18 protein-coding genes and 1 riboswitch are annotated in these 21,318 nt (G+C 35.5%); of the genes, 15 read left to right on the plus strand and 3 right to left on the minus strand.

Annotation, left to right across the window (positions count from 1 at the left end; all coding sequences use genetic code 11):
• Positions 1 to 44: 44 nt before the first annotated feature.
• From ACNRYB_RS07055 to ACNRYB_RS07120, 14 genes are all read left to right on the plus strand, one after another.
• Positions 45 to 2,135, plus strand: coding sequence for a HEPN domain-containing protein (locus tag ACNRYB_RS07055; protein ID WP_473729633.1), 2,091 nt, complete (start codon positions 45 to 47; stop codon positions 2,133 to 2,135).
• Positions 2,128 to 2,901 (plus strand): uroporphyrinogen-III C-methyltransferase, encoded by a 774-nt coding sequence (gene cobA / locus ACNRYB_RS07060; protein ID WP_473729634.1) that lies wholly within the window; start codon positions 2,128 to 2,130, stop codon positions 2,899 to 2,901. Before ACNRYB_RS07055 ends, cobA begins: the two co-directional genes overlap by 8 nt.
• A 166-nt stretch (positions 2,902 to 3,067) precedes the next feature.
• A complete protein-coding gene (locus ACNRYB_RS07065; RefSeq protein WP_091493804.1) occupies positions 3,068 to 3,649 on the plus strand; it encodes a precorrin-2 dehydrogenase/sirohydrochlorin ferrochelatase family protein in 582 nt (193 codons plus the stop codon).
• Between the two features lie 97 nt (positions 3,650 to 3,746).
• Entirely contained in the window at positions 3,747 to 4,799 is a 1,053-nt protein-coding gene (locus ACNRYB_RS07070) for an NAD(P)/FAD-dependent oxidoreductase (RefSeq protein ID WP_473729635.1), read from the plus strand.
• A 109-nt stretch (positions 4,800 to 4,908) separates the two neighbouring features.
• Positions 4,909 to 5,136 (plus strand): hypothetical protein, encoded by a 228-nt coding sequence (locus ACNRYB_RS07075; RefSeq protein WP_263524131.1) that lies wholly within the window; start codon positions 4,909 to 4,911, stop codon positions 5,134 to 5,136.
• Positions 5,127 to 5,420, plus strand: coding sequence for a type II toxin-antitoxin system RelE/ParE family toxin (locus ACNRYB_RS07080; RefSeq protein WP_263524132.1), 294 nt, complete (start codon positions 5,127 to 5,129; stop codon positions 5,418 to 5,420). The genes ACNRYB_RS07075 and ACNRYB_RS07080 overlap by 10 nt, the downstream gene beginning before the upstream one ends.
• A 105-nt stretch (positions 5,421 to 5,525) precedes the next feature.
• A riboswitch (SAM riboswitch) is annotated at positions 5,526 to 5,642 on the plus strand.
• A 327-nt stretch (positions 5,643 to 5,969) separates the two neighbouring features.
• Positions 5,970 to 6,974, plus strand: coding sequence for a homocysteine S-methyltransferase family protein (locus ACNRYB_RS07085; protein ID WP_473729636.1), 1,005 nt, complete (start codon positions 5,970 to 5,972; stop codon positions 6,972 to 6,974).
• Between the two features lie 23 nt (positions 6,975 to 6,997).
• Positions 6,998 to 7,519, plus strand: coding sequence for a hypothetical protein (locus ACNRYB_RS07090; RefSeq protein WP_165352413.1), 522 nt, complete (start codon positions 6,998 to 7,000; stop codon positions 7,517 to 7,519).
• Positions 7,520 to 7,783: 264 nt separating this feature from the next.
• The gene (metH, locus tag ACNRYB_RS07095) at positions 7,784 to 10,459 is read left to right on the plus strand and encodes a methionine synthase (protein ID WP_473729637.1); all 2,676 of its coding nucleotides are present in this window, start codon (positions 7,784 to 7,786) and stop codon (positions 10,457 to 10,459) included.
• 82 nt (positions 10,460 to 10,541) lie between these two features.
• Positions 10,542 to 10,898: a four helix bundle protein gene (locus ACNRYB_RS07100; protein WP_129746182.1), complete on the plus strand. Its 357-nt coding sequence runs from the start codon at positions 10,542 to 10,544 to the stop codon at positions 10,896 to 10,898.
• Positions 10,899 to 10,993: 95 nt separating this feature from the next.
• The gene (gene metF, locus ACNRYB_RS07105) at positions 10,994 to 11,950 is read left to right on the plus strand and encodes a methylenetetrahydrofolate reductase [NAD(P)H] (RefSeq protein ID WP_343705415.1); all 957 of its coding nucleotides are present in this window, start codon (positions 10,994 to 10,996) and stop codon (positions 11,948 to 11,950) included.
• A gap of 203 nt (positions 11,951 to 12,153) precedes the next feature.
• Complete coding sequence (locus ACNRYB_RS07110; RefSeq protein WP_473729638.1) at positions 12,154 to 12,807, plus strand: class I SAM-dependent methyltransferase; 654 nt, start codon at positions 12,154 to 12,156, stop codon at positions 12,805 to 12,807.
• A gap of 132 nt (positions 12,808 to 12,939) precedes the next feature.
• Positions 12,940 to 14,163, plus strand: a complete 1,224-nt coding sequence (locus ACNRYB_RS07115; RefSeq protein WP_473729639.1) for a dicarboxylate/amino acid:cation symporter — start codon at positions 12,940 to 12,942, stop codon at positions 14,161 to 14,163.
• Positions 14,164 to 14,242: 79 nt separating this feature from the next.
• Complete coding sequence (locus ACNRYB_RS07120; protein ID WP_473729640.1) at positions 14,243 to 15,643, plus strand: pyridoxal phosphate-dependent decarboxylase family protein; 1,401 nt, start codon at positions 14,243 to 14,245, stop codon at positions 15,641 to 15,643.
• 330 nt (positions 15,644 to 15,973) lie between these two features.
• Here the strand turns inward: ACNRYB_RS07120 and gldA are convergent, their stop codons facing one another.
• Complete coding sequence (gldA, locus tag ACNRYB_RS07125; protein ID WP_129746187.1) at positions 15,974 to 16,870, minus strand: gliding motility-associated ABC transporter ATP-binding subunit GldA; 897 nt, start codon at positions 16,868 to 16,870, stop codon at positions 15,974 to 15,976.
• 148 nt (positions 16,871 to 17,018) lie between these two features.
• On the opposite strand from gldA, the gene ACNRYB_RS07130 reads away from it, so the two are divergent.
• On the plus strand, positions 17,019 to 17,597 hold the full coding sequence (locus ACNRYB_RS07130) for an outer membrane beta-barrel protein (protein ID WP_129746188.1): 579 nt from the start codon (positions 17,019 to 17,021) through the stop codon (positions 17,595 to 17,597).
• Between the two features lie 97 nt (positions 17,598 to 17,694).
• Here ACNRYB_RS07130 and ACNRYB_RS07135 read toward each other — a convergent pair whose 3' ends face one another.
• Together ACNRYB_RS07135 and metE are read right to left on the minus strand one after the other, a co-directional pair.
• A complete protein-coding gene (locus tag ACNRYB_RS07135) occupies positions 17,695 to 18,669 on the minus strand; it encodes a polyprenyl synthetase family protein (protein ID WP_473729641.1) in 975 nt (324 codons plus the stop codon).
• Positions 18,670 to 18,906: 237 nt separating this feature from the next.
• Positions 18,907 to 21,228 carry a 5-methyltetrahydropteroyltriglutamate--homocysteine S-methyltransferase gene (metE, locus tag ACNRYB_RS07140; RefSeq protein ID WP_473729642.1) on the minus strand — a complete coding sequence of 774 codons (2,322 nt, stop codon included), beginning with the start codon at positions 21,226 to 21,228 and terminating at the stop codon, positions 18,907 to 18,909.
• Positions 21,229 to 21,318: the final 90 nt, after the last annotated feature.

Below are 21,318 nucleotides of genomic sequence, written 5' to 3' on the forward strand. Positions count from 1 at the left end.
AGCAAACCAACAACCAACAACTGACAACCAACAACTAAAGAGAAATGGAAAGTTTTAGAACAGAAATAGAAAATCCGGTAGTTCAGAAGGAGATTATCGAATTAGAAAAAAAGATTCACTTATTCCGCGGAGGAAAAATTGATGATGAGCGTTTTCGTAGTCTTCGTTTAGCGCGTGGAATCTACGGTCAGCGTCAGGAAGGTGTTCAGATGATTCGTATCAAATTGCCTTACGGAAAAGTAACCAGCGAGCAGTTAAGAAGAATTACAGAAGTGTCTGATGAATATTCTACAGGACGTTTGCATATTACAACACGTCAGGATATTCAGATTCACTACGTAAGTTTAGACAGAACACCTGAACTTTGGGCAGATTTGGCTAAAGATGATATTACACTTCGTGAAGCTTGCGGAAACACCGTTAGAAATATTACAGGAAGCGAATTAGCTGGAGTTGACGTAAACGAACCATTTGATGTTTCGCCTTACGCACACGGACTTTTCCAATATTTGCTAAGAAACCCAATTTGTCAGGAAATGGGACGTAAATTCAAAATTTCGTTCTCTTCTTCAGACGAAGATACGGCGTTGAGTTATTTACACGATTTAGGATTTATTCCGAAAATCAAAGACGGACAAAAAGGTTTCAAAATCATGTTTGGAGGAGGTTTAGGATCTCAGCCAGCACATGCCGAATTACTTTCAGAATTCGTTCCGGTTAACCAAATTATACCAACAGCAGAAGGAATCATTCGTATTTTCGACAGATACGGAGAACGTGCAAAAAGAATGAAAGCGCGTATGAAATTCTTAATCAAAGAAATGGGAAAAGATGCTTTCCTTGATTTAGTTGAAAAAGAGAAAAAAGCCATTGCTTTTGAAACATACGAAATAGATACAACCGCTTTCGACGGTCCAATTACAGAACCGTTATTAGAAGTTCCGCAAGTTACAATCGAAGATACAGAAGCGTATGAAGCGTGGAAAAAATCGAATGTAATCAAACAGAAACAAGACGGTTATTATGCTATCGGAATCAAAGTTTTGTTAGGAGATTTTTACACAGATAAAGCCAGATTATTAGCTGATTTAATTAAAAATTACGGAGCAAATGAATTGCGTTTTTCATTGCGTCAAAATATTGTAATACGAAACATAAAAGAGGAGAATCTTCCTTTCTTTTATCAAGAATTAGCCAAACTTGACTTTGTTCAATTAGGATATAATTCAGTTGGAGATATTACGGCATGTCCGGGTACTGATACTTGCAACTTGGGGATTGCAAGTAGTACCGGTATTGCAGAAGAATTAGAAAGAGTTTTAAAAACAGAATATCCTCAGTATTTAAACAACCGCGAAATCGAAATTAAAATTTCAGGTTGTATGAATGCTTGCGGACAACATAATATGTCTGCAATTGGATTCCAAGGAATGTCTATCAATTCAGGAAAACTGGTGGCTCCGGCTTTACAAGTTTTATTGGGTGGAGGAAGATTAGGAAACGGAGCAGGACGTTTTGCTGATAAAGTAATCAAAGTGCCTAGCCGTCGAGGTCCAGATGCGTTGCGTACCATCTTAAATGATTTTGATGCTAACGGAAACGGACAAAAATTCCTTGATTATTATGATGCAAAAGGAGAAAAATATTTTTACGAAATCTTAAAGCCTTACGCAGACGTAACCAATTTAACAGAAGCCGATTTTGTAGATTGGGGTAACGCAGACAATTACGTAAAAGCAGTTGGAGTTGGAGAATGTGCCGGAGTGGTGATCGATTTAGTGGCGACATTATTGTTTGAAGCTAAAGAGAAATTGATCTTGGCTCAGGAATCTTTCGACGAAAAAAAATGGTCAGATGCAATTTACCATGCATATGCAGGATTTGTAAACGGTGCAAAAGCATTGTTATTGGCAGAAAACCAAAAAACAAATCACCACGCAGGAATTGTAGACTTGTTTGATACTGTTTTTATCGACACGAATAAAATCGAATTAAACTCAACTTTTAAAGACTTGGTTTACCAAATCAATAAAAATGAACCATCTGAAGCTTTTGCTAAAGATTACATTGCACAAGCAACTGTTTTCTTTGATAAAATCGAAACTTTCAGAGCACAGGAATTAGCAAATGCATAATATAAAACCCAAAATAACTTTAGTCGGTGCAGGTCCGGGCGATCCCGATTTACTGACGCTGAAAGCTGTAAAAGCATTGGCTGAAGCAAATGTGGTTTTATACGACGCTTTGGCCAACGAAGAAATTCTGGATTACGCACCAAAAAATGCGATTAGAATTTTTGTTGGAAAAAGAATCGGAAATCATGCCTACACGCAGGATCAGATCAATCAATTGATTGTCGATAATGCTTTGACTTATGGAAATGTAGTTCGATTAAAAGGAGGAGATCCGTTTATTTTTGGAAGAGGTGGAGAAGAAATTGATTTTGCAGAAAGTTTCGGAATTGAAACAATCGTAGTTCCAGGAATTTCATCAGTAGTTGCAGTTCCGGCAAGTCAGGGAATTTCGATTACAAAACGTGGCGTTTCAGAAAGCTTTTGGGTAATTACAGGAACAACTTCCGACAGGAAGTTATCTTCAGATATTGCATTATCAGCTAAATCATCTGCAACAGTTGTGATTTTGATGGGAATGCACAAACTGCCTCAAATCATTGATTTGTTTCAAAAAGAAGATAAAGGAAATTTACCCGTTGCGATCATTCAAAACGGAACAACAGCAGAAGAAAAAGTAGGAGTTGGAACAGTGGATTCAATTTTAGAAGTTGTAAAACAAAAAGAATTGGGTTCGCCAGCGATTATTGTTTTGGGCGAAGTTGTCCGAGAAAGCAACAAATTAAAAGGATTTTACGAAGAATTTCTATCAAAAGAAGAAATTCGTTAGAATTTATATGTTCCGTTAGGAACATTTCATCGGTAGAAAAAAATAAATGTTTTCACAATAATAATGTTCCGTTAGGAACATATGATTGACACCGATTTTGCAGCGTCAGGTTTTAACCCGAAGTTTGCATTATTAATTGTTCCGTTAGGAACAACATATTGGTAACATGGAACAAAACGAATTATATCCAATATTTCTAAAGCTTCACAATTTAAATGTTTTGATTGTAGGCGGAGGAAATGTAGGTCTGGAAAAGCTTTCATTCTTGCTCAAGTCAAGTCCGAATGCGAATGTTGAGGTAGTTGCACCTGATTTTCATTTAGAAATTAAGGTTTTAGCAGAAAAACATCCTTCAATTAAATTGACGGAAAAAAAGTTTAAAAAGAAAATGCTCAAAAAACGTCACATGGTAATTGCCTGTACAGACGATTTGAAAGTAAATAAAAAGGTTTACGATTTAGCCAGAAAGCGTTATCTGATTTGCAACATCGCCGATACGCCAGATTTATGTGATTATTATTTAGGCGGAATCGTAACAAAAGGAAATGTCAAAATTGCCATTTCAACAAATGGAAAATCACCAACAACAGCCAAAAGGCTTAGGGAGTTTTTTGAGGAAGTAATTCCAGAAGATATCAATCAAATGGTTGAGAACCTGAATGAATACCGAAAAACACTTAAAGGTAATTTTGAAGAAAAGGTTAAAAGAATGAACGAGATTACCTCTTCATTAAAAAATAAAGAGTAAAAAGGTTTCGGAAAGAAATTAATGATAAAAATCATTGAAAGTACAAGGATTTATTCGTTTCTTTGCGTTATTAAGAATGATTATAAACAACAACATAATGATTAAAACAGATATACTTATAATTGGAGCAGGGCCAACAGGTTTATTTGCCGTATTCGAGGCAGGATTGCTAAAGTTAAAATGCCACATTTTAGATGCGCTTCCACAACCAGGAGGACAACTATCAGAGTTATATCCAAAAAAGCCAATTTATGATATTCCTGGGTTCCCAGAAGTATTAGCCGGAGATTTAGTTGACGGATTAATGGAGCAAATCAAACAATTTGAGCCAGGATTTACTTTAGGAGAACGTGCTGAAACAGTTGAAAAGCAAGAAGACGGAACTTTCATTGTAACATCAAACAAAGGAACTAAATTCCACGCACCAGTTATCGCAATCGCTGGAGGTTTAGGAAGTTTCGAGCCTCGTAAACCACTTATCGAAGATATCGAGTTTTATGAAGATAAAGGAGTAAAATACTTCATTAAAAATCCTGAGAAATTCAGAGATAAAAGAGTTGTTATTGCAGGAGGAGGAGATTCAGCATTAGACTGGTCAATTTTCTTAGCAAACGTAGCTTCAGAAGTAACTTTAATCCACAGAAGAAACGAATTCAGAGGAGCTCTGGATTCAGTAGAAAAAGTACAGGAACTAAAATCAGCTGGAAAAATCAAATTAATCACTCCTGCAGAAGTAGTTGGAATCAACGGTGCAGAGCACGTAGAATCTTTGGATATCGAAGAAAACGGAGCACACCGTAAAATCGAATGTGATTATTTTATTCCACTTTTCGGATTAACACCAAAATTAGGTCCAATCGGCGACTGGGGATTAGAAATCGAGAAAAATGCAATCAAAGTAAACAATGCATTAGATTACCAAACTAACATTCCGGGAATCTTTGCTATTGGAGACGTAAACACATATCCAGGAAAATTAAAGTTAATCCTTTGCGGATTCCACGAAGCAACTTTAATGTGTCAGGCTGCTTACCAAATCATCAATCCAGGTAAAAAATACGTATTGAAATATACAACAGTTTCTGGTGTAGACGGTTTCGACGGAACTCGTAAAGAAGCACCAAAAGCGGTTGTTAAAGCGATAGTGTAAGTTGCTAAGATTCTGAGATACTAAGACTCTAAGATTTTTATATAGAAAGCTCAAACTTTAAGTTTGGGCTTTTTTATTTGTATCTTTGTAATTATAAATTTTAGTAATCATGAATCTAGAGGCTAGAAAATATCAATTTATTCAGGAGTTGGTAAAGGTAGAAGACGAGCGTGTTTTAGAAAAACTCGAATTGGTTTTGAAAGCAAATCAAAATGATTGGTTTGATGAATTATCAGAATCAGAAAAAGCCGAAATTCAAATTGGACTCGACCAAGCTGAAAAGGGAGAAGTTGTAAGTCACGAAGATGTTATGAAAAGATTTTCTAAATGGCATTAAAATTTATATGGACCAAACAAGCTGTAAAAGGATTTAATAAAGTTGTTGATTATCTTGAAGCAAAATGGACAAAAAAGGAGATTTTAAACTTAGAAAATAAAATTCAACAAGTAATAAATCAAATCAATCTCAATCCAGAACAATTCCCGAAATCCGAAAAAAATAAGTCACTGTATAAAGCAATTGTAGATAAAAACAATTATTTGGTTTACAGTATTGACAAAGAATCGGATAGCATTACAATTATCAATTTTAGAGGAACCAAACAAAAGCCTAAACACTAAGTTATAAACTTAGAACCTTAGCATCTTAGTCCCTCAGCACCTTAAAAAAACATTTGCAAATCGAAAGCCTATTTCATACCTTTGCACTGTTCTTAAAATTATTGTTCGTTATCACGAAAGGCGGAGGGATAGACCCGATGAAACCTTAGCAACCCTTTATCATAAAGAAGGTGCTAAATTCTACTTTATACGACATTTTCCAGTATTAAAGATAGATAACACAAATACATACAGTATTTCTCAAAACTTTTCCAGACAACATACAATATTTACCGAAGCAATTCGGTAAGGAGCGAATCATTGGCGCATTTTTGCAGTCAATAGTTCCCGCTTTTCGTTGCAATCTTTTGTTTTTTTAAGAAAAAAACAAAAGGATTTCCACTTCAATCGGGGCTAATGAGCCAACAATAGTGCACTTTTGGAATTAAAGTAAAAAAATATCGAAGGCTAAATCCGACAGGTTTTCAAAATTTGTCAGGTTTAAATAGTGCCTTAAAAAATTAAAAATAAAAAAACTTGGCGCCTTAGCGTCTTAGTGGCAAAAAAAATATGGCAATTACGATAAAAGAAGCAATAAAAAAAAATATCCTAATCCTTGACGGAGCAATGGGAACAATGTTGCAACGCTATAACTTCTCAGAAGAAGATTTCAGAGGAGAGCGTTTCAAAGATTTTCCGCATCCGTTAAAAGGAAACAACGATTTACTATCCCTAACACAACCACAAGCAATCCGCGACGTACATGCCGCTTATTTTGAAGCTGGTGCTGACATCGTAGAAACCAATACCTTCTCAGGAACGACAATCGGTATGGCCGATTATCACATGGAAGATTTGGTTTACGAGTTAAACTACGAATCGGCAAAACTTGCACGCGAGGTTGCCGATGAGTTTACCGCAAAAAATCCGGAAAAACCACGTTTCGTAGCCGGTTCAATCGGACCGACGAACCGTACGGCAAGTATGTCACCAGATGTAAATGATCCAGGTTACAGAGCTGTGACTTTCGATGATTTACGAATTGCATACAAAGAACAAGTGGAAGCTTTAATGGATGGAGGCTGTGATTTGCTTTTAGTTGAAACAATCTTTGATACCTTAAATGCAAAAGCAGCACTTTTTGCAATCGAAGAAGTAAAAGAAGAACGTAATCTTGATATTCCAATCATGGTTTCAGGAACAATTACCGATGCTTCAGGAAGAACACTTTCAGGACAAACTGTTGAAGCGTTTTTGATCTCAGTTTCGCATATTCCATTATTAAGCGTAGGATTCAATTGCGCACTAGGAGCCGATTTGTTGAAACCGTATTTAAAAACATTAGCGCATAACACAAGCTTTAATGTTTCGGCGCATCCAAACGCAGGATTACCAAACGCATTCGGACAATATGATGAAACACCAAAGCAGACACAAGCATTCATTAAAGAATATTTAGACGATAATTTAATTAATATCATCGGTGGCTGTTGCGGAACAACTCCGGATCATATTCGATTAATGGCTGAGGTTGCGAAGGATTATAAGCCTAGAGTGGCGCCGGTATTGGTGTAGTCCAATTTTATGAAATATTAGAGATGAAATTTAAATATATAGTTTTAATAGTTTTTGTTTCAGTTTTTTTGAGTCGATGTGCATCTAGTGCATCTATTAAAGGTATGACTGTCAAAGATTATAAAGTTGAAAAACAGATTGGAGATCAGCTTTACATAAAATCTGTTACAGGTGGAAAAAAGACAAACCCATTCTGGGTATCTAATATTTCTAATAAAAATTTTGAAGAGGCATTAAAAAAATCATTTACTGAATCTAATGCATTTACAAAAACAGAAGCTATTACAGATGGTGATTGGGTTCTTGAAGTAAATATAATTTCTGTAAGTAGGCCTAAGTGGTTTAATTTAACTGTAGAAACAACAATAGAATACAAGTTGTATAATAAAAATAATTTGGTTTTTAGTAAAAGTATTAATCAATCAGGGAATGCTACGATGTCAGATGCCATTATTGGTTCTAAAAGGTTGCGACTAGCGAATGAAATTTCGGCAAAAAATAACATTAAAACAATGCTTCAATCATTAGACGAAATGGCTAGATAGTATAACGAGATATGGATTTGCAAACCATACCAACAAAGTGAATAAAAGGTTTTGAATAATTTAACTTATATCACAATGCCTGCGTGAGGGATAGAAGTGAAAAGCCCACAGCCTGACGAAGGAAGAGCGAGGACTTGTAACGGATAGCCCGGCCCGGAGGGACACGCCCAAAATATTAAAAGATTACAGGTTTAAAGACCTAAAAAATATAGAATAAAAAACTTAGAACCTTAGAATCTCAGGATCTTAGTAACTTAGAAAAAAATGACAGAAAAAAGAAGAGACCTTGTATTATCAGGATTAGAACCGTTGATTATTACGCCGGAAAGTGTTTTCGTGAATGTTGGTGAGCGTACGAATGTAACAGGTTCAAGAAAGTTCCTAAGATTAATCAAGGAAGAGAAATATGACGAGGCACTTGATATTGCAAGGCAGCAGGTAGAAGGAGGAGCACAGATCATCGATATTAATATGGATGAAGGAATGCTTGACGGTGTTACGGCAATGACTAAATTTTTGAATTTAATTGCGGCCGAACCAGACATTTCGAGAGTTCCTATTATGATCGACAGTTCGAAATGGGAAATCATCGAAGCTGGTCTGAAAGTAGTACAAGGAAAAAGCGTTGTAAACTCGATTTCGTTAAAAGAAGGAGAAGAAGCCTTTATTCACCACGCCAAATTAATCAAACGTTACGGTGCCGCTGCAATTGTAATGGCTTTCGACGAAGTCGGTCAGGCTGATAATTACGATCGTCGTGTAGAAATTTGTGCGCGTTCGTATGATATTTTGGTGAACAAAGTAAATTTCCCTCCGCAGGATATTATTTTCGATTTGAATATTTTCCCAGTTGCAACGGGAATGGAAGAGCATAGATTGAACGCATTGGATTTCTTTAGAGGAACAAAATGGGTTCGCGAAAATTTGCCACATGCACATATCAGCGGTGGTGTAAGTAATGTTTCGTTCTCTTTTAGAGGAAATGATACGGTTCGTGAAGCGATGCACTCGGTATTTTTATACCATGCGATTAAAAACGGTATGACGATGGGAATCGTAAACCCTGAAATGTTGACGATTTATGATGATATTCCGAAAGACTTATTAGAATACGTTGAAGATGTAATTTTAGATAGACGTGACGATGCAACCGAAAGACTTTTGGATTTTGCAGATAGCGTAAAAGGCGAAGCAAAAAGTGATGAAAAAACGGTTCAGGAGTGGCGTTTTGGAACTGTTCAGGAGCGTATTACACATTCGTTAGTAAAAGGAATCGATGCTTTTATTGAAGAAGATGTTGAAGAAGCACGTTTGGCAGCAACAAAACCAATCGAAGTTATTGAGATCAACTTAATGGCCGGAATGAATGTGGTTGGAGATTTGTTCGGAAGCGGAAAAATGTTCCTGCCACAGGTAGTAAAATCGGCTCGTGTAATGAAAAAAGCCGTGGCTTATTTATTGCCTTTTATTGAAGCGAGCAAACAAGCCGGAGACAAACAAGGAAACGGAAAAATCCTAATGGCAACCGTAAAAGGTGACGTTCACGATATTGGTAAAAACATTGTTTCTGTGGTTTTGGCTTGTAACAATTATGAGATTGTAGATCTTGGTGTTATGGTTCCTCCGGAAAAAATTATTTCGGCTGCAATTGAACATGAAGTTGACATTATTGGATTAAGCGGACTGATCACGCCTTCGCTTGACGAAATGGTATATTTAGCCAAAGAATTAGACAAACAAGATATTAAAATCCCGATTATGATTGGTGGAGCAACGACTTCGCGTGCGCATACGGCCGTGAAAATTGCACCTCAATATAGAGAAACTGTAATTCACGTAAACGATGCTTCGAGAGCGGTTACCGTTGCAGGAAACCTGTTGGATCATAATAGAAAAATATACGCTGCCGATATTCGTGCAGAATACGATTCGTTTAGAGAAACGTTCTTAAATCGTTCAAGAGATAAAAATTTCTTAACGATTGAAGATGCTCGTAAAAACAAATTGCCATTAGATTGGAGCGAATATACTCCTGTTAAACCAAAAGTAATCGGCGCACAAACCATCGAAGTAGAATTGGATGTTTTGGTTCCATATATCGACTGGACACCATTTTTCCAGACTTGGGAATTGTACGGAAAATATCCAGCAATTTTAACGGATGAGGTTGTGGGTAAAGAAGCAACTTCTGTTTTTAACGATGCTCAGGCAATGTTAAAAGTGATTTTAGAAGAGAAAAAACTAAAAGCAAAAGGTATTTACGGAATCTTCCCTGCGAATCAGGTGGATGATGACGATATCGAATTGCGCGATGAAAACGGAAAAGTTTTAGAGAAATTCTTAACGCTTCGTCAGCAGTCGCAAAAAACAAAAGGCGCACCAAATATCGCTTTGGCCGATTTTATTCTGCCAAAAGAAAGCGGAATTGAGGATTATATGGGAGCTTTCTGTGTAACTACTGGTTTTGGTGTTGACGAATGGGCTGCTGAATACGAAAAGAATTTAGACGATTATAATTCGATTATGGTGAAAGCGCTTGCCGATCGTTTTGCTGAGGCTTTCGCCGAATATCTTCACGAGCGAGTGCGTAAAGATTTCTGGGGTTATGATTCAGAAGAATCTTTAACCAACGAAGAATTGATTAAAGAAAGTTATAAAGGAATTCGTCCTGCTCCGGGTTATCCGGCTTGTCCAGATCACTTGGAGAAACCAACGATTTGGAAACTTTTGGATGTTGAAAAACAAATAGGAGTGAAACTAACAGAAAGTATGGCAATGTGGCCAGCTTCATCGGTTTCAGGATATTATTTCGGAAACCCAAAAAGCCGATATTTCGGACTAGGAAAAATAAAAGAAGATCAGGTTACAGATTATGCCAAACGCCGAAATGTACCGCTTGATTACGCAATGAAATGGTTAAATCCTAATATAGCAGATTAAATTGGTTGATGGTTGTTGGTTTTTGGTTGATAGATCTGAGCTCAAAGTGCCATCAACCAACAACTATAAACGAACAACTAAAATGGAATACAGTAAATTAGAAGTTTGGCTGGAAGCTCGAAAATTGGTGAATTTGTTATATGAATCTTCTAAACTGTTTCCAAAGGAAGAATTGTTTGGATTGACAAATCAGATGAGAAGAGCGGCAATCTCAATTCCTTCAAATATAGCAGAAGGTTGTGGGCGACAAACATCAAAAGAAACAATACATTTTCTTCATATTTCAAGAGGGTCATTGTATGAATTAGAAACGCAGTATTATTTAGCATTGGATCAAAAATACATTGATGAGAATACATTTAATATTGTGTTGGCACAGATTCAAACTTGTAAAAAGTTATTAAACGGTTTTATTAACTATTATAAAAAAATAATATAGTTTATGGTTGTCAGTTGTTGGTTGATGGTTTTAGCATCAACAAAACTTAGAATTAAACTAACAACAATCAACCAAAAACTATCAACTAAAAAGAAATGAAAGTAACAGAACATATAGAAAACGCCAAAGGAAAAACATTATTCTCATTTGAAATTATTCCGCCTCAAAAGGGGAAAAGCATTCAGGAATTATACGATAATATTGATCCGTTAATGGAGTTTAATCCGCCGTTTATTGATGTAACCACTTCTCGCGAGGAGTATATTTACATTGACCGCGGTAACGGACTTTTGGACAAAAAACTGACTCGTATGCGTCCGGGAACGCTTGGAATTTGCGCTTCTATAAAACATAAATACAATGTAGATACGGTTCCGCATTTGCTTTGCGGTGGTTTCACCAAAGAAGAAACCGAGTACATGTTGGTTGACTGTCATTATTTAGGAATCAACAACGTAATGGCACTTCGTGGTGACGCGATGAAAGACGAACAATCTTTTACGCCAAAAGCAGGAGGAAATCATTATGCGATTGATTTGGTAAAACAAATCAACGATTTGAACTGCGGAAAATATCTTCATGAAGTAATGGATGCTGATAACAAAGCCGATTTCTGTATTGGAGTTGCGGGTTATCCAGAAAAACATTTGGAATCACCATCTTTACAATCAGATTTGAAAAGATTAAAAGAAAAAGTTGACGCTGGAGCAGATTACGTAGTAACACAAATGTTTTTTGACAACTCAAAATATTTTGCCTTTGTAGAAAAAGCAAGAGAAATGGGTATCACGATTCCGATTATTCCTGGAATTAAACCAATTGCTGTTCAAAGACATTTACAAGTTTTACCGCAGATTTTCAGAATCGATTTACCAGAAGATTTAATCGATGCAGTAGACAAATGCAAAAATAACGCTGAAATCAAACAAGTCGGAATCGAATGGGCGATTCAGCAGTCATTAGAATTAAAAGCAGCAGGAGTTCCGTTTTTACATTATTATTCAATGGGTAAATCTGAGAACATCCGCCAGATTGCAAGTCAGGTTTTTTAAGGTCTTTGCGAGGAACTTTGTCAAAGTTTTAAACTTTGACAAAGTTGTTTGAGTACAGTTTGTCATTCCGAGGAACGAGGAATCTCACTCGGGTGTCTACAAAGATTGGCGATCTACTTTGCGGAGTTTCTAGTGTGATTCCTCGTTCCTCGGAATGACAAAAAAGTTGGAATTTGGTATTTTCTAATTGAAATTTAAAAATTATGAAACAAGAAGAACTACAAGCCATAGCCTCTCAATTAAAACATCCATCGGGAGAAAAAGGAATCGAAATGGCCAATATGATGAACGAAACGAACATCAATATGACCAAACATTCGATTCAGAATCTAAATATTTCAAACGAAAACAGAATTCTGGAATTAGGTCACGGAAACGCGGGTCACGTAGAATTTCTGTTTGAACAAGCCGAAAAACTAAAATATTACGGACTGGAAATGTCGGAACTAATGTTTCAGGAAGCGCGCCAGATCAATCGAAATTTTGTTTCTCAAAAACAGGCTTTCTTTTCACTTTATGACGGAAATACGATTCCGTTTGAAGATGGATTATTTGATAAAATTTTCACCGTAAATACAATTTATTTCTGGCAGAAACCAGAAGAATTGCTTTCAGAAATCTACAGGGTTTTAAAACCAAGCGGTAATTTCTGTCTGACATTTGCTGAAGAAGATTTCATGAAAACTCTGCCTTTTACTCAATTCGAATTTGAATTGTACAGTAATCAAAAAGCGCAGGAATTAATCAAAAAATCTGATTTCAAAATTGTTTATACAGAAACACAGACCGAAAAAGTAAAAAGTAAAACAGGCGAATTGGTTGACAGAGCTTTTACTACTATTGTTCTGGAAAAATAGTTTTTTGCCACAGATTAAAAAGATTAAAAATCCTTTCCAATCTTTTTAATCTGTGGCAAACAAAATTTCCACAGTTTTTTGAGTACTTTCATTCCTTATTATTAACCCTTCTGAATTATAATTCTCTACATTATGGAAGTTAAGAAAATCAATTTTTTGCAGAGTTACAGCAGTATTTTATGGCTTCTTGGCGGTATTATAATCGGAAGTATTTTCGGGTTAGTATTTGGGGAAGATGTTTTGATAATAAAACCGCTTGGCGATATATTTCTGAATTTACTTTTTACAGCCATTATTCCGCTTATATTTTTTACGATTGGTTCTTCGGTAGCGAATTTGGAACGGACAGAAAAATTAGGGAAACTGTTTGTTATAATGGTATTGGTTTTTCTCGCTACCATTTTGATTTCGGCAATTGTGATGATTTGCACGGTTTATCTTTTTCCGATTCATGAAGATATTGCTATTGCAAAAGTTCCGTTTGAAGAAGTAACATCGGGATCAGCAGGAGACCAAATTGCAAAACTGCTTACAGCAAATGATTTCTTCGAATTATTGTCTCGAAAAAGTATGCTGGCCTTAATTATTTTCTCTTTTTTAGTGGGTTTTGCCACATTGCAATCAGGAGAAAAAGGAAAGGCTTTCAAGAGTTTTCTAGATTCAGGAAACGAGGTCATGAAGCAGCTTTTGAACATCATCATGAAATTTGCACCAATTGGTTTAGGAGCTTATTTTGCCTATCAGGTTGGTGTTTTTGGCCCGCAATTGTTGGGAGTTTATGCAAAACCGATGGCAGTTTATTATGCAGCTTGTGTCTTCTATTTCTTTGTGTTTTTCAGTTTATATGCACTTGTTGCTGGCGGAAAAAGAGCTTTTAAAGTTTTTTGGAGCAACAATATAATGCCTTCTTTAACAGCAGTAGGAACTTGTAGCAGTATCGCAACGATTCCGGCCAATTTAGCAGCAGCAGAAAAAATGGGAATTCCAGCACATGTGCGCAATTTAGTAATTCCGCTTGGAGCGCCTTTGCATAAAGACGGTTCGAGTATGTCATCTATCTTAAAAATAACTTTTTTGTTTGCCATGTTTGGTAAAGACTTTTCAGATCCGATGACAATTCTTTTGGCACTCGGAATTACAGTTATTGTTTCGATTGTAGAAGGAGGAATCCCAAACGGAGGTTATATTGGAGAAATTTTAGCCATAACAGTTTATGGTTTTCCTATGGAACAGGCTCTTCCAGTTGCCATGATTCTGGGAACTTTGGTTGATCCAATTGCTACTTTATTAAATGCTAACGGAGATGTAATCTGCTCGATGATGGTTTCTAGATTCTCCGAAAAGACAAAGTGGTAGCAGTTCCTTAAAACACTCAAATTTTTATTAATCTTTCTCATCCGCGCAATCTGCGCGACATAATTAATACAACAAACTTATGAATTCAAAATTACAGCATGATCTCAATAATTTTGAGAATATCTTAGAAAAAACAAAACAGCAAGGGATTGATTTTCTGAATAATATTGAAAATATTCCAACATCCAATACCTATTCAATCGATCCTAAAACCGAGCTAAACGAATTAGGTTTAGGATCTATCGAAGCTTTAAAGGAATTTAATGAGAGACTGGCTCCATTGATGGTTTCTTCGTCTGGGCCAAGATATTGGGGATTTGTAACAGGCGGTTCAACACCGGCATCTATTGTTGGAGATTGGCTGGCATCGGTTTATGATCAAAATACACAATCTGTAACATCGCAGGGCGGAAATTCAGCATTAATAGAATTTGAAACTATTAATTTATTATTACAATTATTAGAGCTTCCTGATTCATTTTTAGGCGGATTTGTTACTGGTGCTACAATGTCTAATTTCACAAGTTTAGCAGTTGCAAGGCAATGGTTTGGAAAACAGTCTGGAAAAGATTTTGCTAAAAATGGAATTTCAGAACCAATCAATATTTTAACAGCAACACCGCATTCTTCTTCTGTAAAATGTTTATCACTTTTAGGAATTGGAAGCCAGAATTATACGGTTGTAAAAACAATTGAAGGAAATCGTGAGGCTTTGGATATTGCCGATTTAGAAGAAAAAATCAAAGCTTTAAACGGAAAACCTTTTATTCTGATTTCGAGTGCAGGAACTGTAAACACAGCCGATTTTGATGATTTTGAAGCCATTGCAGCACTAAAAGAAAAATACAATTTCTGGTGGCATATTGATGGTGCTTTTGGTGGATTTGCTGCCGTTTCAGAAAAATACAAGCATTATGTAAAAGGCTGGGATGGCGCAGACAGTATTACCATTGACTGCCATAAATGGCTAAATGTGCCTTATGAAAGTGCTTTTTATTTAATTAAAAAAGACCACATTAATCTTCAGATTGAAACCTTTCAGAATTCAAATGCGCCCTATTTAGGCAATCCGTTGGAGAATTTTAATTATTTGAATGTGCTTCCTGAAAATTCACGTCGTTTGCGTGCGCTGCCAGCTTGGTTTTCGCTTAAAGCGTATGGGAAAGAAGGGTTCAGAGATATTATTGAAGATAGTACAGCATTGGCTTTACATTTTGGAAATGCTTTAATAGAAAATGATTTTGAACTTTTAGCGCCAATTCGTCTTAATAATGTCTGTTTTACTTTAAAAGGAGAACACAATCAGGAAAAAGTAAGCCAGTTTTTATCTGCTTTGAATGATACAGGAAAAGTGTTTATGACACCAACAGTTTATCAAAACAAAAAGGGCATTCGCGCTTCTTTTGTAAATTGGAGAACTACAGAAGATGATGTGAAAATTGTAATTGAGGAAATGAGAGAAGTGCTTTCAGAATTATAATCCTTATAAAAGTAGAAGAGCCTGTTTGAAGGAACAGGCTCTTGACTAACACAAAAAAAAACAAAAAACAAGGTATTTAAAGAACGAAATTTATATGCGGTATGTAAATGCAATTGTTGCTATAGAAGAAGTATGCATGACTTATAGTGGCATTTAAAATTTGATTTGCCAAATATAGTGTTATTTGTAACAAGTCTAAATAAAAATAAATTATTTTTTTGAAAAATCTTAATTTTTCTGATTTGTAGAAAAAAGACAATAAAAAAAGCGGTTTGTTTTATAAAAAACAAACCGCTTTTCTAACTGAAAACCGTGACTGTGACTGAAAACTTACTTAGTAATTTCTCTAAAAACAGCTTCCAGATTTTTATTTTTCTGATTCAATTGTAATGTCTTTAATCCATTTTCGTTGGCAAAATCAAAAATAGTAGGGCGCATATCTTTGTCTGTAACAAAAGTCAGCTCCCATGTCATGTCATGAGTATTTACGTACGAAGAAATATTTTCTAGTTTAGCCAAAAGCTGTTCTTCAACTTTGTAATCAAACTCTACTTCAATAACTTGCTCTTTGTCTGCAGTTACCAAATGGTCTAATTTATTGTCTGCAACAATTTGTCCTTTGTCAATAATTATGACACGATCGCAAATTGCTTCGACTTCCTGCATAATGTGTGTGGATAAAAAAACTGTTTTATTTTTTCCCGCATTTTTGATCACATTACGAATTTCCATTAACTGATTCGGATCCAGACCTGTAGTTGGTTCATCCAAAATTAAAACTTCTGGATCGTGAAGCAAAGCATTTGCCAATCCAACGCGCTGGCGATATCCTTTTGAAAGCTGTCCAATCTTTTTATGGCTTTCTGGTGTCAGTCCTGTCAGTTGAATGACTTCTTCAATTCTTGATTTTGGCACGTTATAAACATCGGCATTAAAAGCCAAATACTCACGAACATACAAATCCAAATACAGTGGATTATGCTCTGGCAAGTACCCAATAGATCGTTGCACCTCTTTTGCGTTTGTCATGACATCGTGACCATTTACAAGGGCTGAGCCACTATCGGCAAGTAAATAAGTGGTCAAAATTTTCATCAACGTAGATTTTCCAGCTCCATTTGGACCAAGAAATCCTACGATTTCTCCTTTCTCAATTTTAAAAGAAATTTCATTTAAAGCTTTTTGCGCTCCGTAACTTTTTGATATGCTGTTTACTTCTATCGACATGACTTTTTATTTGCTACAAAAGTAAACAGAAATAGTCTCGATTACTAAAATTTTATCTTTTAAAGTAATTATAAAAAAATTGGGTAGCTCAGCATTCACGGCATCGTTATTGTTAAGGGAATGCTAAAATTAAAATAAAACCCAAATTATGAAAAAAATGTTAGTGATGGCTGCTTTAGCTATCTGCAGTTTTGCAAACGCACAAAAAGGAACAGTATTAGTAGGTGGAAACATCTCTTATTCTTCTGAAACAAGAGATTTCGGTAATGCTGAAAGAAAATCAAACGAATTTGCTTTTTCTCCAAAAGTAGGTTACCAATTTCACGAAAACTGGACAGTTGGAGGTGAGTTTACAGTTGCTTCTTCAAAAGATGATCAAGGTGTAAATGAATACAAAACAAACAGTTCTAAATTTGGTGCATTTGTACGTTACACAATGCCATTAAGCCAAACTTTCTCAGTATTCGCAGATTTAGGAGCTGGTTTCCAAAATCAAACTGAAAAAGATTACATTGGATCAAACTACACAAAATATAAAGCAGATGGAATGTACATTGGTGTAACTCCAGCTCTTTTCATTAACATGAAAAATGGTTTTGGTCTTAACTTCAGCATTGGTGGTTTAGGTTACGAAACATTAAATTATGATAACAACGGTCCAGATGTAAGCAGATTTAATTTCAACTTTGGTAAAACAGCAAGCATTGGAATTTCTAAAAACTTCTAATCTTTAGTTTTTATATTCAATTTCAGAAAACGCTCCAAATGGAGCGTTTTTTTATGAAAAATTTTTCTGTTGCGAAAAGTGTTTTGGGGATTAAAAATTAAACTCGTCTTCCTATTAAACTCTCGGCAAAATCTCTTAATAATTTTTTCTTATCCTCTTCTATATTGATTTTGTCTAAAATTTTAGAAGCTTTATTAGTGTACTTTTTGATTGATTCTTGTGTTGCTTTTGCCACTCCATATTTCAGAAACAAATCAGTTATGGTTTTAATTTTATTGGTGTTGTCTTCCAGGCGAACAGCGTACAAATCTTTTAATAATTCTTTTTCGCTTTCACTTGTAATTTCAAGAGCTTTAAAATATAAATAGGTTTTTTTATTCGAAATGATATCGCCTCCTAGTCGTCTTCCAAAAGTGAGAGTGTCGCCAAAAAGATCCAAATAATCATCTTGCAGCTGAAATGCTAAGCCTATATTAAGTCCAAATTCATAAATTAAATCGCAGTTTTCTTGTGATGTTTGAGCAATTAGGGCACCAATTTTCATTGATGTCGCTATAAGGGCTCCCGTTTTGTACTCAATCATTTTTAGATATTCTGAAACGGTAACATTTTGACGGGTCTCAAAATCAACATCCCAAATTTGTCCTTCGCATACTTCCAATCCCATTTTATTGACTGCTTTAATTAAATCCTTGCAAAGATTTGGTTCATAATTTTGCAGATAACCATAAGTTAGAATAATCATTGCATCTCCAGCAAGAATAGCAATGTTAGTATTCCATTTTTTGTGCACGGTAGCTTTTCCTCTTCTAATAGGATCTTCGTCTATAATATCGTCATGAATTAATGAGGAATTATGAAAAACTTCAATTGCCAAAGCAGCAGGCAGTGCCAATTTATAATCTGCTCCAAAAATTTCTGTAGTTAGTAGAGTAAGCGTTGGCCGTAATCGTTTTCCTCCCAAAGCCATCATATACGATATAGGATCGTATAGATTTTTAGGTTCTTTATCTATAATTTGGGTTTCTAAATAACTAATAAAAAAATCTGTGTATTGAGCTATTGAATACATAAAATTAAAATTATTAATTGTAAATAGCTAAAATACAGAATTTTACATCTGTTTTTTTTAAGACAGAAGAAAAGTTTTATGAATTAACACAAAGCGTGTCAAAAAAATGAAACAACTTAATGTTTGAAAAGTTTGTTAATTCCTAAAAAGAAATGCCAACAGAATGAAGCCGAACCGAATCATAACTAATATTCGGCCTCATTTGCTGGCATAAAAACAAAAACTATTTAAAAAGAATTAAGTCACAGGGTTTTCCACAGCTGTTCGCATTTCTTGAGCTGCGGCAACCATTTCAATCAGCGCTTTTTTGGTTTCGTCCCAATGGCGGGTTTTTAAACCGCAATCTGGATTTACCCACAACTGGTCAATCGGAATAACTGCTGAAGCTTTTTCTAATAATCGAACCATTTCTGCACTTGATGGAACACGAGGAGAATGAATATCGTAAACTCCAGGTCCAATTTCGTTTGGATATTTAAAGTCTGCGAAAGCGTCTAAAAGTTCCATTTGCGAACGTGAGCATTCAATTGTAATAACATCGGCGTCCATGTCGGCAATGTTTTGAATGATGTCATTAAATTCACTGTAGCACATGTGTGTGTGAATTTGCGTATCATCATTTACTCCGCTTGCAGAAATTCGGAAAGCGCGAACTGCCCAATCTAAATATTTTGCCCATTCTTCTTTTCTTAACGGAAGACCTTCGCGAATTGCTGGCTCATCAATCTGAATGATTTTGATTCCTGCTTTTTCTAAATCAACCACTTCATCACGAATAGCCAAAGCGATTTGTGTACAAGTTTCAGAACGAGGCTGATCGTTTCTCACGAATGACCATTGCAGAATCGTTACAGGCCCAGTAAGCATTCCTTTTACCCATTTAGGGGTTAAAGATTGTGCATATTGCGACCATTTTACAGTCATTGGATTCGGACGAGAAACATCGCCGTAAATAACAGGCGGTTTCACGCAACGGCTTCCGTAACTCTGAACCCAGCCATTTTTCGTAAAAGTAAATCCTGATAATTGTTCTCCAAAATATTCCACCATATCGTTGCGTTCAAACTCGCCATGAACTAAAACATCGATTCCGGTTTCTTCTTGAAAACGAATGGTTGCTTCGGTTTCTTTTTCGATTAAATCATTGTATTCTTGAGCTGTTAATTCTCCTTTTTTGAATTTCGCTCTCCAGCTTCTCACTTCTGCCGTTTGAGGAAAAGATCCAATTGTGGTTGTTGGAAATAATGGCAATTTTAAAGCTTCAATTTGGCTTTTTCTTCTTGATGCAAAAGTGCTTTTACGTTTGTCGTCTGAAGCTGTAATTCCGGCAACACGCGCTTTAACTTCATTATTATGAATTAATTTCGAAGTTTTACGATTCTCGTTTGCCAAAACATTTTCTTTGTAATCAGCAGAGTTTTCAGTGTTTACTTCATTAGAGGCAAATTGTTTTAAAAGAACAATTTCGCTGATTTTCTGTTTAGCAAAAGCCAGCCATTGTTTAATTTCTGGAGTTAAAGTCTGATCATTTGTCTCTAAATCCAAATCGCACGGACTATGGATTAATGAGCAAGAAGGAGCAATTAAAACTCTATCATTTCCTAACGCGTCAGTTGCCTTTTTGATTAATTCCAGAGATTTTTTGAAATCATTTTTCCAGATATTTCTTCCATCAACAACTCCAAGAGAAAGATTTACGGTTGAAGCCAATTTTCCAGATTCTAAAATGTCATCTAATTGAAGCGGACAACGAACTAAATCCAAATGAAAAGTGTCAACAGGAAGCGCTAAAGCTGTTTCTAGATTTTCTCCAAAACAGTCAAAATAGTTTGCTAAAACAATTTTTAGTTTAGGAAAACGAGCATTGATTTCGTTATATACTTTCGTGAAAACGCCTCTTTCTTTATCAGATAAATTTAAAGCTAAGAAAGGTTCGTCCAATTGAATGTATTCTGCATTTTCGGCTTGCAGTTTTTCTAAAATTTCAAAATAAACAGGCAATAAAGCATCAATAAGATCAATTCTATTAAAACCTTCTTCTTTTTCTTTCCCTAATAATAAATAAGAAACAGGGCCAATTAAAACGGGTTTTGTAGCAATTCCAGCTTCTTTTGCTTCTTTAAATTCATTGATTATTTTCTCAGAAAACAATTCAAACTTTTGATTCTTTGTGAATTCAGGAACAATGTAATGATAGTTGGTATCAAACCATTTTGTCATTTCCATCGCCACAACATCTTGTCCGTCTTTTTGAGAACCTCTTGCCATTGCAAAATACAAATCTAGAGATGAATTGCTTTTTGCCAATTCGTGATAACGTGCTGGAATTGCTCCAAGAGTTAGTGTTAAATCTAAAACTTGATCATAAAAAGAAAAATCATTAGAAGGAATTAAATCAACTCCTGCCTCAGCTTGTAATTTCCAGTTTTTAAGACGGATTTCTTTTCCAGCATCTATAAGTTCTTCTGCCGAAATTTTTCCCGCCCAATACAATTCGCTGGCTTTTTTCAGTTCTCTGTTGCTGCCAATTCTTGGGTAACCTAAGTTGTTTGTTTTCATTTTTGATTCAGTATTTTTTACTGAACAAATTTACGTTATTGGTTTTTATAACTTATATTTGAGGTTTATTTCAGTAAAATGTGTTTTTAA

This window comes from Flavobacterium sp. CR10, from assembly GCF_055814415.1.

Bases quoted from the DNA above. Each gene is read 5' to 3' on its own strand.
- ACNRYB_RS07135 (WP_473729641.1), bottom strand. From the start codon at position 18,669: ATGTATTCAATAGCTCAATACACAGATTTTTTTATTAGTTATTTAGAA.
- ACNRYB_RS07070 (WP_473729635.1), top strand. From the start codon at position 3,747: ATGATTAAAACAGATATACTTATAATTGGAGCAGGGCCAACAGGTTTA.
- ACNRYB_RS07100 (WP_129746182.1), top strand. From the start codon at position 10,542: ATGGAATACAGTAAATTAGAAGTTTGGCTGGAAGCTCGAAAATTGGTG.
- ACNRYB_RS07055 (WP_473729633.1), top strand. From the start codon at position 45: ATGGAAAGTTTTAGAACAGAAATAGAAAATCCGGTAGTTCAGAAGGAG.
- ACNRYB_RS07120 (WP_473729640.1), top strand. From the start codon at position 14,243: ATGAATTCAAAATTACAGCATGATCTCAATAATTTTGAGAATATCTTA.
- ACNRYB_RS07075 (WP_263524131.1), top strand. From the start codon at position 4,909: ATGAATCTAGAGGCTAGAAAATATCAATTTATTCAGGAGTTGGTAAAG.
- gldA (WP_129746187.1), bottom strand. From the start codon at position 16,870: ATGTCGATAGAAGTAAACAGCATATCAAAAAGTTACGGAGCGCAAAAA.
- cobA (WP_473729634.1), top strand. From the start codon at position 2,128: ATGCATAATATAAAACCCAAAATAACTTTAGTCGGTGCAGGTCCGGGC.
- ACNRYB_RS07130 (WP_129746188.1), top strand. From the start codon at position 17,019: ATGAAAAAAATGTTAGTGATGGCTGCTTTAGCTATCTGCAGTTTTGCA.
- ACNRYB_RS07065 (WP_091493804.1), top strand. From the start codon at position 3,068: ATGGAACAAAACGAATTATATCCAATATTTCTAAAGCTTCACAATTTA.
- ACNRYB_RS07090 (WP_165352413.1), top strand. From the start codon at position 6,998: ATGAAATTTAAATATATAGTTTTAATAGTTTTTGTTTCAGTTTTTTTG.
- metF (WP_343705415.1), top strand. From the start codon at position 10,994: ATGAAAGTAACAGAACATATAGAAAACGCCAAAGGAAAAACATTATTC.
- ACNRYB_RS07110 (WP_473729638.1), top strand. From the start codon at position 12,154: ATGAAACAAGAAGAACTACAAGCCATAGCCTCTCAATTAAAACATCCA.
- metE (WP_473729642.1), bottom strand. From the start codon at position 21,228: ATGAAAACAAACAACTTAGGTTACCCAAGAATTGGCAGCAACAGAGAA.
- ACNRYB_RS07115 (WP_473729639.1), top strand. From the start codon at position 12,940: ATGGAAGTTAAGAAAATCAATTTTTTGCAGAGTTACAGCAGTATTTTA.
- ACNRYB_RS07085 (WP_473729636.1), top strand. From the start codon at position 5,970: ATGGCAATTACGATAAAAGAAGCAATAAAAAAAAATATCCTAATCCTT.
- metH (WP_473729637.1), top strand. From the start codon at position 7,784: ATGACAGAAAAAAGAAGAGACCTTGTATTATCAGGATTAGAACCGTTG.
- ACNRYB_RS07080 (WP_263524132.1), top strand. From the start codon at position 5,127: ATGGCATTAAAATTTATATGGACCAAACAAGCTGTAAAAGGATTTAAT.